A 12,284-nucleotide genomic window follows, 5' to 3' on the forward strand; every position below is an offset into this window, starting at 1 on the left:
GAAAAGAGATGACTGTATTGTTAGAAGTAGTGGTGAGTGTTTTGTTAGTGTTCGGTAGTATGGTAATGCTAATCGGCTCTATTGGCTTAGCAAAACTCCCTGATTATTTTACTCGCTTACACGCTCCTACGAAAGCCAGTACCTTAGGGGTTGCCTGTATATTAGTGGCATCGATGATATTTTTCAGCGTGCAACTTGGCCACGTAAGCTTAAAAGAAGTATTGATCAGTATGTTTTTATTGATCACAGCTCCCGTTGCCGCACATATGCTAGGGAAAGCAGGCTTACATTACAAAGTAAAAATGACTGATACTACTCAGAACCAACATTTAGCTAAAAAAGCCTACTTACAACAACATCCAGAGGATAAGTAGCTCGTTTTTCTTTGAGAATATAATTGTAAGTAACGTATTATCGATCATCTCGAGACGGATTTTTGTAATAGATGTAGGTTAGCTTTATTAATTTTTCTGTTTTCCTGTAATAACTGGATAATCCCCATAAACTATTTATTTATCATTTTAAGGGGATTATTTAATACTATTAAGGAATTGCTCTGTTTTCATATAACTTTCAAGAGCCTTTGAAAACTGCTTAATAGTTTTTATTTTGCTAGGTTTAGGGTTTCTGTTAAATACATGATAACAAGCATACTCCGGCGGCTCAGTAGAAAGCTCTGAGATTTTAACAGGATGAATCTTTTCGAACTTTCTAGCTATCCATACCGGCACTATTGCCCACTTTTCCTTCAGATCAAACATAGTGAACAGCAACGATACGGTATCAACACTAGAATACTCACTTTGATCATGTTCCCACCAAAAGTTATGCCATATTTCATATTCAGGTATGTAAGAAAAGAGTATTTCATCCGAGGTTTTTAAATCATGAGGATGCACTTCTTCCGGATATTTTGAAGATATTGATGAAATAAGCACACCTCTAGACTTAAATAGAGGAGTGGCAATGGCATTCGGGTATTTTAATGAATTGAGTGTGAATCCGATGTCAATCTCATTACTTTCAATTAAATCGTAAATTGTTTTGCTCCAATGTGAGCTGACATTAAGAGAAATAGCATTATTACTATCGATAATATCTTTATAAAGACTTGAAAAAACGCACGTATTTAAGCTATCAATACTTGCTAATTTTAAATTCATCTTAGATTCTTGAAGTGTCCAAAGCTTAGTTTCGTTACTTAGGATTTTCCAGCGAGTGGCGATTTCAATAAATTCCTCCCCTTTTAAGGTTAGGCTGACAAACTTTTCTCCTCGTGATCTAATCAATAATTCACACCCCAAAGCTTCCTCTAAAGAACGAATTCGGTGGCTGACAGCCGACTGTGAAATAAAAAGGCTCTTAGCTGCTATAGATAGATTTTTTGTTTCAGTAATCATCAAAAAAGTTTCAATCTGCTCAATATTCATTATTTATCTCAAATAGTTAAATATTAATAATATGAATATATAAATGCAATTTAATTCATTATTTTAATATTTAAAAAGTTGATAGATTTAAATGCGTACAAAAGTTGTCTATCTAATAGGCTACTAGCAGGGAAAATATCGGCTTAATTAGCGTTTTAAAAGCGTGAAGGAAAATCATAATGAAAAGCAATATAGAGCAAGGTGAGTTTTTTAGTGACTCACTTTTAAAAGAAATTAAAGAAAAATTTTATCATGTAGATATCGATCCAATACAAAATAAAAAAAGAATATTTTTCGATAATTCTGGTGGTGCTTTTCGACTTAAATCCGCAAGTAATAAATTTAAACAATTAGATGAGTTACCGGACTGTCCTGAACATGGTAATAAAACTGCGACATGGCTGATGGATATACAAAAGGAAGGTTATAGATCAATTAAAACTATGCTCAATTTTGACACCGGTAGTATTGTAACGTCGTACACAGCGTCAATGGTTATGTTCGATATGGTTAGACTAGTGATGGAGAACATTCCTGGTGGTAACGTGGTAACTACTATGTTGGAACATCCTTCTGCTTATGATGCGATGGTCTTTTTTGCTGAACAAAATGGGAAGGAACTCAGAGTTGCTAAAACCAACCCTTTAACTGGTGGTGTTGATGTTGAAGAAATAACAAGGCTGATTGACGAAGATACTTGTTTATTAACATTTATGTATGCATCAAATGTTTCTGGTGCCTTGTTAGATGAACAAAAAATTGTTGAACAGGCGAGAAAGATCAAGCCGGATCTCTATATCGTTGCTGATGCCGTTCAACATGCTCCACATGGCGTTATTGATGTTACTAAAGTACCTGTTGATGGCATTAATTTTGCTCCATATAAATTTTTTGGTCCGCGCGGTTTTGGCGTGGGCTATGTGTCAGAAAGACTCTCGAAAATTCCTCACAATAAGTTGATTGCTAAGCCACAAGGTTGTTGGCAGCTTGGTAGTCCTGCACCTGCACATTTTGCTGCACTCACCGAGGTGGTTAATTATGTTTGCTGGATAGGTGAGAAGTTTAATACTTCAAATAATAGAAGGGCACTTTTTGTTGAAGGGATGGAACGAATAAAACTGCATGAAAGAGCCCTTATGAATGCAATGTTAGAAGGGACAGAAAATACAGAAGGCCTTAGACATATAGCAGGTGCTCATGTCTATTTAGACTACAAAGACTTAACCAAGAAAGACTTCATTATGGCAATTGGTTTTGACAATATCGAGTATAAAAAGGCAGTAGATATGTATGAAGAATTAGGCATTATTGCTTTTGAACGTCTTTTATCAAGCCCTTACTCATCAAGAATGCTGGAATCATTTGATTTAAAAGGTGCTATCCGCGTATCACCAATCCACTGTCACAACCTGCAAGATATAGAAGAGTTTTTAACAGCTACCAAAGCGATCAGCAATAGCTGATATTTGTTTAGGCAATATTCTATAACCTCTTGGTTCTAAGTTATTCGTTGTAAATAGTTAACTGATAATACCAAAGAGGTTTGGGATTTATTCTAGAGAAAATTCTAGAAATTTTAACAAGAAAAATGCATTAATTTTGAACATCTATTTTAAGGATAAAATGTTATGTCTAGAAAAAGTAAACTTGCAAAACTATTTATACCATCTGTTATTGGTTTAGCGGCTTCATTTAGTACTGCGGTTGTCAGTGCTGAGCAAACATATGTAAAAATAGGCACGGGAGGACAAACAGGTGTTTATTATGTTGCTGGTCAGTCTATATGTCGTCTAGTTAATAAAGGGACAGATGATCATGGTATTAAGTGTACTGCACCGTCAACAGGTGGTTCTGTTGCTAATATTAATGCTGTTCGTCAAGGTCAGTTAGATTTCGGTGTCGCACAATCAGATTGGCAGTCATATGCTTTATCGGGCACTAAGCATACTTCCTTTATTGAGCAAGGAAAATTTGAAGATTTACGTGCTCTATTTGGGCTTTATAGTGAACCATTCACTGTTGTTGCTCGTGCAGATTCAGGTGTAGAAACTTTTGATGATCTCGTTGGAAAACGTGTCAACCTTAGTAATCCAGGATCTGGTACTCGCGGTACAATGGAAATTATTATGGCAGAGAAAGGTTGGACGCAAGACACGTTCAAACTGGCTGCTGAGTTAAAAGTATCAGAGCAATCGCAAGCTTTATGTGACAATAAACTTGATGTGATCTTAGTGAATGTCGGGCATCCTTCTGGGGTTATTAAAGAAGCAACGACTTCTTGTGATACGAAAATAATACCTGTAACGGGCCCTGCTATAGACAAGCTTATTGCCGATAATGATTTTTACGCACCAGCGATTATTAAAGGGGGCCTTTATAGCGGTAATGATACTGATGTAAAAACCTTTGGTAATGCAGCCACTATGGTGACCTCTGCAAAAGTTGATGACGAAGTTGTTTATCAAATGGTGAAAGCTGTATTTGATAACTTCAAAAACTTTAAGCGCTTACACCCCGCCTTTGCAAACCTAGATCCAAAAACAATGATCACTGACGGTTTATCTGCTCCATTACATGCTGGTGCTGTTCGTTATTATAAAGAACGTGGTTGGATGTAGTCTAACTATTTCATTAAGAGGTGCTTTTTGCATCTCTTTTTTATTTTAACTTTTCAGGAGCTTATATGATTAGTCCACCTAAACAGCCGACAGAAATGGATGATAAAGCACTTCAAGATATGGTCGCTGCAAATGATACTGGTGCACGTATTCCAAAGGGGTGGCAAGGAGCGGTATTACTTGGGACAGCACTAATATGGTCATTGTTTCAATTATGGATAGCATCCCCCCTCCCTTTTTATGATTGGCCAATTATTGGTAGCTTTGGTATTTTTAATGATACTGAAGTACGTGCAATCCATTTAGGGTTTGCGATTTTTTTAGCCTTTACTGCATTTCCTGCCACCTCTAAATCCTCGCAATATCGAGTACCTTTAAGTGATATGGTATTTAGTCTTATTGCTGCTTTTTGTGCTTCTTATCTATTCACATTTTACGACCAACTTGTAACACGACCTGGCTTACCTAATACACAAGACTTAGTTGTGTCTGTTATTGGTATTGTACTTTTGCTTGAAGCAACTCGACGGACACTTGGACCACCGTTGATGATTGTAGCTATTATCTTTTTAACTTATTCCGTAGCTGGTCCTTACATGCCTGAAATTATTGCTCACAAAGGCGTAACATTAAAAGAGCTTGTTAACCACCAGTGGCTAACTACTGAAGGTGTTTTTGGTATTGCTGTTGGGGTATCGTCTAATTTTGTTTTCTTATTTGTTTTATTTGGTGCTTTATTAGATAAAGCAGGCGCGGGTAATTATTTTATCCAAGTTGCCTTTTCTCTATTAGGTCATATGCGCGGAGGTCCTGCAAAAGCGGCTGTTGTTGCTTCTGGTCTCACAGGATTAATTTCCGGATCTTCTATTGCCAATGTAGTAACAACAGGAACATTTACGATTCCAATGATGAAACGTGTTGGCTTTTCTTCTGAAAAAGCGGGCGCGGTTGAAGTTGCTTCGTCCGTCAATGGCCAAATTATGCCACCAGTGATGGGAGCTGCTGCATTTTTGATGGTTGAGTATGTTGGTATCAGTTATGTTGAAGTGATTACGCATGCCTTTTTACCAGCATTAATATCTTATATTGCATTAGTTTACATTGTACATTTGGAAGCGCTTAAATTAGATATGCAGGGGTTACCACGTCGTAGTGCAGTTAAACCTTGGCATCTGCGTGTAATGGGCGTATTGACTGGATTTATGGTAACCGCTGTTATTGCTGCCGCTGTTTACTTCGGTATCGGTTGGATAAAACCGGCTTTTGGTGATTATGCTGGAATAATTATTGCCGTTTTGTTGAGTATTACTTATCTTTATTTACTACGCATTGCTTCTTCAGTTCCAGATTTAGTCATGGATAATCCTGATACGCAGATGCTGGAATTGCCTGAAGTTGCACCAACGGTTAAATCTGGATTGCATTTCCTACTACCCGTTGTAGTACTGGTTTGGTGTTTGATGGTTGAGCGATTATCTCCTGGGTTATCAGCATTTTGGGCTACCATGCTAATGCTGTTTATTTTGATCACACAACGACCTATTATGGCTTTCTTTCGCCAACAACAAGATACTACTTCTCAATTACGTAGAGGTGGAGCAGAGCTGGTAGATGGCCTTATTGTTGGTGCGCGTAATATGATAGGGATTGGTATTGCGACGGCAACTGCAGGGATTATCGTGGGAGCGGTTTCGCAGACTGGGGTTGGTTCAGTATTAGCAGATCTCGTTGAAATATTGTCAATGGGTAACTTGTTATTAATGCTCATTTTGACTGCTGTTTTAAGCTTAATTTTAGGGATGGGCTTACCAACAACGGCTAACTATATTGTGGTTTCGTCATTATTAGCACCAGTGGTGGTTTTATTAGGTCAAGAATCTGGTTTGATCGTTCCACTCATAGCGGTTCATTTGTTTGTCTTTTATTTCGGTATTATGGCTGATGTGACGCCACCTGTTGGATTGGCATCTTTTGCAGCTGCTGCTGTTTCAAGAGGTAATCCTATTAAGACTGGTTTTGTCGCTTTTAATTACAGTTTACGTACTGCTGCATTACCTTTTCTATTTATTTTTAATACTGACTTATTATTAATAGATGTTACTTGGCTAGAAGGTGTGTTTGTTTTTATTGCAGCAACTATAGCTATCCTTATTTTTACTGCTGCAACTCAAGGATTTTTCCTTACTAAGAGCCGCTGGTACGAATCTTTATTGTTGTTATTGATTGCATTTTCATTATTTCGTCCAGGTTTTTGGATGGATATGATTGTTGCACCTTACCACCAATTAGCAGCCACTGAATTAGTGCAGCCAAAGTCTACTATTGAATCTGGTGCTGCAGTGCGTTTTTGGGTTGATGGAGTTGATGGTGTTGGTAATGAACGAACATTTCTTGTCACTATGACCTTAGGTCAAGGAGCTGATATTTCAGAGCGTTTAGCTGAAGTTGGCATTGAGCTAATCAATAAGGATGGAAAAATAATTGTCGATTATGTTGGTTATGATAGCCCAGCGGAACAAGCTGGTTTAACCTTTGATCAAGTGATTACCTTAGTAGAGACGCCGCAAGTTCAACCTATTAAACAACTTATTTATATTCCTACGTTTGCATTACTTGCTTTGGTAATGATTATTCAGCGCCGCCGTAAATGGTCATTAATACACAGTTAACTTAATAGATAACCTGACCTGCCAATGGTCAGGTTATTCATTTTCTAAAAAGGGTAAAAGTCATACTCATTAGTGTTATAGATTACTTAAGAGGTTTTATGCCAATCTACCAATAATTTAACGAGTTGTTCGCTAGCGCTGTTTTTCTTTTCACTCTCTCGGGTGAGCGCAGACCATGCTAGATCAAGCCCTTTTTGTCCAAGCTGAACACTACTAATTCGTTGCGATTCAATTGCTGCATTAACAGCCCACTTAGAGAGTATACTTACCCCTAAACCAGCACTAATTAGCTCGATGATTGCATCTGTCATTTCAACCACTTCGACTTGGTGTGGGATAACACCTGACGGTCGAATAAAGCGTTCATATTCAAAGCCTGGTAAGACTGTTTGGCTATAGGTGTAGTATTGAATATCTCTGAGGTCTTCGGGATTAATAAAAGCTTGGTGGCTAAGAGAATGAGCATAGGGAGTCACTAAGACAAGTTCATCCATAAAAAGAGGTGTGTTAAAAATACCGGGCGTGGCCAAGTAACCAGGTGCAATTACAATATCGACAGAGCTATGCTGTAAGCTTGAAATCGGATTTTGTGTAGTAGACGCGACTAATCTTAACTTGAGGTGACCTGCTTTCTGATTAACAAATTTAATAAAATCAGGTATCCAGTAATAACTGGAGTAAGAGGCAACGCCTAAACGAACTATTTGTTTTTCTAGGTGTGCATTTTGCTCAAAATCCGCTTCAGCACGTTCTAAGATTGGTAAGGTTTGTAATGCAACTTTTGTGATTAAACTACCAGCTGGCGTTAATTTTAAGCGCCGTCCTTCTTTTTCAAATAATTTTCCATCAATACGACGTTCTGCCTCAGCGATTCGATGGCTCAAGGCTGATTGACTAATACCGAGCGCATCTGCTGCTTGAGCGATACTGCCTAATTCAGAGAGTGCTTTAAGCATTTGCCAGTGTCTAATTTCTAGTTTCATAAAGAGGCCAAATTATTAAGTTAATACATGAATATAATGCATGTATAAACATTATAATTCACTTATATATTAATGTAGTTTCGAGTATTGTCTAGCTCATCAAATACGCATATAAACGAATATAGTCTGTTTACAGTCTTAAAAAAGAATGGGATACGATGAGACAAGCAAGGGGAGTTAAATTACAAATGAGCGGAGCAGCGATGGTTTTACTCGCGGCTATAGGGTTTGGTTTTAATCCACTTTTTGCCCAAATTCTATTTACTCAAGGTATGTCAGTAGAAGTTGTTACTCTTTGTCGTTTTATATTACCTGGCGTTGTTTTGTCATTTTATCTGCGAGTACCTTCAGCATTATGGCCAGAAGTTGGCCGTATGCTTATTATTGGTTTTGCTAATGCTTTAGGAGTATTGGCTTACTTCTATGCTTTGCAGAATTTAACTGCAGCTAGCGCTATATTGATATACTACACTTATCCATTTTTCTCCCTATTGATTGGCGTTCTGATCTTCAAACGATCGTTAAGCGTCAATGCTCTATTGTCTGCTGCCTTAGTATTAATAGCTGCTTCATTGGTAATAGAACCTTCGGAGCTATCTATGGAGTCAAAGTGGGCATTATTGGGCTGTTTTTTAGCTCCTATGGTTTTTGCTTTTCAAATACAATACTTAGCTAAACCTAAGCAGAATTTAATGGCGCTTAGTCGAGTAGCTTGGAGCACGCTAGGTCACTTAATTGTTCTCATTCCACTGGTAATGTATACCTCTCCTAAGGTGATCCTCCCTCATGAGATAAATGCTTGGTGGGCTTTATTAGGTTTAGCATTTATTGCCGCAGCCTTACCTCAATACTTGTTTGTGATAGGGGCCGTTAAAACCAAGCCAGAAGTTATTGCTGTGTTAGGGGCAGTTGAATTAATCGTTGCAATGCTTTCTTGTGCTGTATTTCTCGATCAACCCCTAACTAGGCTTGATATAACTGCGATGCTATTAGTTATTATTGCACTTGGAATACGACAGCCTAAAAAGGCTGTAATAACGTTTGAATCTGAGCAAAAATCCCGAGAATATACTGAGTTAGTTTAAACCCATTTAAGAGATAGTTCCGTTACCAATCAAAGTGTTTTAACCAGTGTTGTTTACTCGTTATCAAAACAGCCGTAAAAAGATAATACCGTTGAAATCACTAATATTTTTAGTTTATTTTTTCAGGTGTTAAGCTGCGGATTAATAGTAAAGTTGACACTTTACTGCCGAATAATTTGTTGAACTTATTTTGTTTATCACTCTTTTCCTAAAAGTAAATCTAATGCTACTTACCTCATTTCTTTTCAATATCTTTAAACATTTAGGTTACCGTTTTATTTAACCTCAATACTGGATAAGAAAAGCAAGTTAATACAGCTATTTATAGGGGTTACTGCGTTAATTTATTTCACAATAACCCGTTATTCCTTCAATAATCAGCTTTGAGCTTCGCACAGCTAGCAGTATTACCTATTAAATAATTTAACTATCTGATTTTATATAATGTTTCGCTTCCATTAACCAGAACTGAGGTTAGTTACATACGCTGCATCAGATGATGTTGGACAATACTGCTTAACTATTTTACTCGCTTATATTCAACTAAAAAGCTTTCTTACAGTAATACCCTAATGATAAATAGTCTGTTGTTTGACAGTGGATACATGTAAAATTGCATTTATATTAGAGTTCATATTTCTTTAATAAATGGCATATTAATTCGCTATTTATTTCACTTCATACCATCACTATTGAATCACTGGTACACTTTAAATAGGTTTATCCAAAATGAACATTAAACAGCTTAAAGCCTTCAAAGAAGTCATGATCACTGGTTCTGTTTCTAAAGCTGCGAGTAATTTATTTCGAACTCAACCAGCAGTCAGTGCGCAGCTAACAAGCTTAGAAAATGAAATCGGTATGGCTTTATTTGAACGCAGAGAAGGACGTTTATATCCAGTGCCTGAAGCGAAATATTTATTGTGTGAAGCAGTTGAGATACTTGAAAAAATTGAACGTTTGGAAGATAATTTAACGCGAGTACGTAAACTAGAAACAGGAAAGATCAACGTTATTGCTATGTTGAGCCCTTCTATATTTTTCTTACCTAAGCTGATTAGTGAGTTTGTTAAAGATCGTGAAGGAGTAGATGTTTCATTGTTATCTCAAAGCTCTTTTCAAGCACAGCAACTAATATCTGCACAGCGTTATGATGTTGGTATTATTGACTATATGACAGAATCATCCTCCCCATTACTAAATCATGATCGACTAGATTATTGTTGTTTATGTGCTGTATCTGTTAACGATCCTTTAGCAAAAAAATCTTATATCACAGCAGAAGATCTTAATGGCAGACCATTAGCAATGTTATCAGAAACTCATATGATACATACGCAAATGAAACAAATCTTCAATGACAAAAAATTAAGTCTAAATGTACGTTTTGAAACACAATATTTTTTGCCACAATTATCTTTTGTTGAAAACGGCTTAGCTTGTGCATTGATTGATCCAATTACTGTTGCTAGTTATCAAGAAAATTGTATAACTCATAGCAGAGTGGTCTTTTTGCCTTTTAAGCCTGATATTACTTTCTCTATCTCTATCGTTACACCTGCCCACCGTTCACTTTCTTTATTAGCATCAATGTTTGTTGGTACGCTGAAAAAATCATTACAAGAGTTACAATAGTCTGTTAGTAAAGTCTATAAGAAAAATTTATAGGTTGTAAGATATTACTAATTTGCCTTAATAGATGTTTCCCCTCTATGATTTAAATTGCTCCATTCGATACGTGAAGTATTACTTTAAAAGGGTGCTTCATATAAGCAGATATCTATTTTTATGTAAGAGAACTCTATGATTGAACGTAAACACTCTAATAAAGTATTAAGCAAAATAGTTACCACTGAATCCTCTGCTTATTTAGCAGGACAGGTGGCCGATGACACTACACAAGATGTAGCTGGACAAACTAAGCAAGTTTTAGCAAAAATAGATGCGTTATTGGCAGAAGCGGGAACTGATAAAACTAAGATGTTGAGTGTGACGATCTGGTTAGCGAATATTGATGATAAAGGGGAAATGAATAGTGTCTGGTTCGAATGGGTTAAACCTGAAGATACACCAGCTCGAGCTTGTGTGGAAGCTCGTTTAGCACGTCCTGACATACTAGTAGAAATGAAAGTAGAGGCAGCTCGTTAAGAGTCGCGTTAATAAACGAGATTGAACTTGGTTATATTAATACGAGGGACGGCATGTCAGAAAGTAAAAATATTGTCATTATTGGTGCGGGTATTATTGGTTTATCTTCTGCTTTATGGTTACAAAAAGCAGGGCATAAAGTTAGCATTATTGATCGACAAAAAGCTGGTGAAGGTACCTCTTTTGGTAACGCAGGGGTACTAGCGAGTTTTGCATGCTTGCCTTTTACTAGATTCAGTATGCTTGGCAAGATACCTAAAATGTTATTGGATCAAAATAGCCCTTTATCTATTTCGTCTCGTTATGTTCCTGAGATGTGTCCTTATGCTTGGCAATACTTTCGTTCTTGTTTTCGCTACCCTACTGCACGAGAAGCCTTAACTGAATTACAATCTAAAGCATTTGAATCAGACCAAATATTATTGAATATGACGGGCGGTCAATCTTTTATTCGTAGTCAAGGTAGTCTAGCGCTATTAGCTGACCCGGAAAGTATTGAGAAAATACGCAAGGGAGAAGTGTTAGAACGACAAGGGCAAGGTGTTAACTTATCTCTATGTGATGCTAAAAAAGTGCAGGATATGGAGCCTAGTTTAGCTCCTTTTTATGCCGGTGGTATCTATTATCCAGATACACGCTTTACGGTCAGTCCGATACAGCTGAGTCGTTGTTACGCTGAGCACTTCATTGCTAATGGAGGAGCGATTGTAGAGGAGGAGGTGCAATCTATTAACACCAATAATCAAGGAGTAGAAGTTCAACTATCAGCGAGTGCACAGTATTTTGATCACTTAGTTATTGCAGCTGGTACGGCTTCTAAGAAACTGGTTAAACAACTTAATGTAAACATTCCATTGGTCAGTGAACGAGGTTATCACTTGATGATTAACTCAAGTAGCAATAAAACGCCTTTATCACGTCCAGTAGCATGGTTAGATAAGTCTATTTTTATGACACCGATAGAAAAGCAAATCCGTCTTGCCGGTACAGCAGAGTTTTCTGATATCAATGCGCCAGCGGTACAAAGACGCATTGATAACCTAAAAAAAGTCGCTAGTACTATGTTAGGCGGGGAGGTAGAGGTGACCTCTGATTGGCTAGGAAGTCGACCTTCAACCCCAGATTCTTTGCCTATTATTGGTAATTTACCTTCTCAACCAAAAGTAACTTTAGCCTTCGGTCATGGGCATTTAGGGTTAACTCTAAGTGCTGTTACAGGACGTCTTGTTAGTGAAATAATTGCGGGGGAGACTCCTTGCGTAGATCTCGCTGCTTTTTCACCATTGCGTTTTAACTCATTACTTTAACTGAAAAATTGTATCGTTTTATCGTTTTATCGTTGTACATCTAT

Annotated in this window: 10 protein-coding genes; 8 read left to right on the top strand and 2 right to left on the bottom strand. The window is 37.3% G+C overall.

Features of this window, described 5'->3' with window-relative positions:
• Window positions 1-8: 8 nt before the first annotated feature.
• Complete coding sequence (locus OW492_RS11985; RefSeq protein ID WP_290040222.1) at window positions 9-374, top strand: Na+/H+ antiporter subunit G; 366 nt, start codon at window positions 9-11, stop codon at window positions 372-374.
• 156 nt (window positions 375-530) lie between these two features.
• On the opposite strand, the gene OW492_RS11990 is transcribed toward OW492_RS11985, so the two are convergent.
• Complete coding sequence (locus OW492_RS11990; protein WP_290040224.1) at window positions 531-1,430, bottom strand: LysR family transcriptional regulator; 900 nt, start codon at window positions 1,428-1,430, stop codon at window positions 531-533.
• A 179-nt stretch (window positions 1,431-1,609) separates the two neighbouring features.
• On the opposite strand from OW492_RS11990, the gene OW492_RS11995 reads away from it, so the two are divergent.
• The 3 genes from OW492_RS11995 (at window position 1,610) to OW492_RS12005 (ending at window position 6,717) form a co-directional block, all read left to right on the top strand.
• A complete protein-coding gene (locus tag OW492_RS11995) occupies window positions 1,610-2,893 on the top strand; it encodes an aminotransferase class V-fold PLP-dependent enzyme (protein ID WP_290040227.1) in 1,284 nt (427 codons plus the stop codon).
• A gap of 165 nt (window positions 2,894-3,058) precedes the next feature.
• Window positions 3,059-4,048 carry a TAXI family TRAP transporter solute-binding subunit gene (locus tag OW492_RS12000; protein ID WP_290040229.1) on the top strand — a complete coding sequence of 330 codons (990 nt, stop codon included), beginning with the start codon at window positions 3,059-3,061 and terminating at the stop codon, window positions 4,046-4,048.
• A 65-nt stretch (window positions 4,049-4,113) separates the two neighbouring features.
• Window positions 4,114-6,717 carry a TRAP transporter permease gene (locus OW492_RS12005; protein WP_290040230.1) on the top strand — a complete coding sequence of 868 codons (2,604 nt, stop codon included), beginning with the start codon at window positions 4,114-4,116 and terminating at the stop codon, window positions 6,715-6,717.
• 86 nt (window positions 6,718-6,803) lie between these two features.
• Here the strand turns inward: OW492_RS12005 and OW492_RS12010 are convergent, their stop codons facing one another.
• Entirely contained in the window at window positions 6,804-7,700 is an 897-nt protein-coding gene (locus OW492_RS12010; RefSeq protein ID WP_290040232.1) for a LysR family transcriptional regulator, read from the bottom strand.
• A 158-nt stretch (window positions 7,701-7,858) separates the two neighbouring features.
• Between OW492_RS12010 and OW492_RS12015 the strand changes: the two genes are divergently transcribed.
• The 4 genes from OW492_RS12015 to OW492_RS12030 all read left to right on the top strand — a co-directional run bounded on the left by OW492_RS12015 (window position 7,859) and on the right by OW492_RS12030 (window position 12,240).
• The gene (locus OW492_RS12015; protein WP_290040233.1) at window positions 7,859-8,785 is read left to right on the top strand and encodes a DMT family transporter; all 927 of its coding nucleotides are present in this window, start codon (window positions 7,859-7,861) and stop codon (window positions 8,783-8,785) included.
• Window positions 8,786-9,514: 729 nt separating this feature from the next.
• Entirely contained in the window at window positions 9,515-10,420 is a 906-nt protein-coding gene (locus tag OW492_RS12020) for a LysR family transcriptional regulator (protein WP_290040234.1), read from the top strand.
• Between the two features lie 168 nt (window positions 10,421-10,588).
• Complete coding sequence (locus OW492_RS12025; RefSeq protein WP_290040235.1) at window positions 10,589-10,933, top strand: RidA family protein; 345 nt, start codon at window positions 10,589-10,591, stop codon at window positions 10,931-10,933.
• Between the two features lie 53 nt (window positions 10,934-10,986).
• Window positions 10,987-12,240 (top strand): FAD-dependent oxidoreductase, encoded by a 1,254-nt coding sequence (locus OW492_RS12030; RefSeq protein WP_290040236.1) that lies wholly within the window; start codon window positions 10,987-10,989, stop codon window positions 12,238-12,240.
• The last annotated feature ends 44 nt before the right edge of the window (window positions 12,241-12,284 follow it).

Source organism: Psychromonas sp. 14N.309.X.WAT.B.A12, assembly GCF_030397575.1.
In the GTDB taxonomy this organism is placed as follows: domain Bacteria; phylum Pseudomonadota; class Gammaproteobacteria; order Enterobacterales; family Psychromonadaceae; genus Psychromonas.

Excerpts from the sequence above, each read along its gene's own strand:
- OW492_RS12010 (WP_290040232.1), bottom strand. The coding sequence starts at position 7,700 with ATGAAACTAGAAATTAGACACTGGCAAATGCTTAAAGCACTCTCTGAA.
- OW492_RS11990 (WP_290040224.1), bottom strand. The coding sequence starts at position 1,430 with ATGAATATTGAGCAGATTGAAACTTTTTTGATGATTACTGAAACAAAA.
- OW492_RS11995 (WP_290040227.1), top strand. The coding sequence starts at position 1,610 with ATGAAAAGCAATATAGAGCAAGGTGAGTTTTTTAGTGACTCACTTTTA.
- OW492_RS11985 (WP_290040222.1), top strand. The coding sequence starts at position 9 with ATGACTGTATTGTTAGAAGTAGTGGTGAGTGTTTTGTTAGTGTTCGGT.
- OW492_RS12030 (WP_290040236.1), top strand. The coding sequence starts at position 10,987 with ATGTCAGAAAGTAAAAATATTGTCATTATTGGTGCGGGTATTATTGGT.
- OW492_RS12005 (WP_290040230.1), top strand. The coding sequence starts at position 4,114 with ATGATTAGTCCACCTAAACAGCCGACAGAAATGGATGATAAAGCACTT.
- OW492_RS12000 (WP_290040229.1), top strand. The coding sequence starts at position 3,059 with ATGTCTAGAAAAAGTAAACTTGCAAAACTATTTATACCATCTGTTATT.
- OW492_RS12020 (WP_290040234.1), top strand. The coding sequence starts at position 9,515 with ATGAACATTAAACAGCTTAAAGCCTTCAAAGAAGTCATGATCACTGGT.
- OW492_RS12015 (WP_290040233.1), top strand. The coding sequence starts at position 7,859 with ATGAGACAAGCAAGGGGAGTTAAATTACAAATGAGCGGAGCAGCGATG.
- OW492_RS12025 (WP_290040235.1), top strand. The coding sequence starts at position 10,589 with ATGATTGAACGTAAACACTCTAATAAAGTATTAAGCAAAATAGTTACC.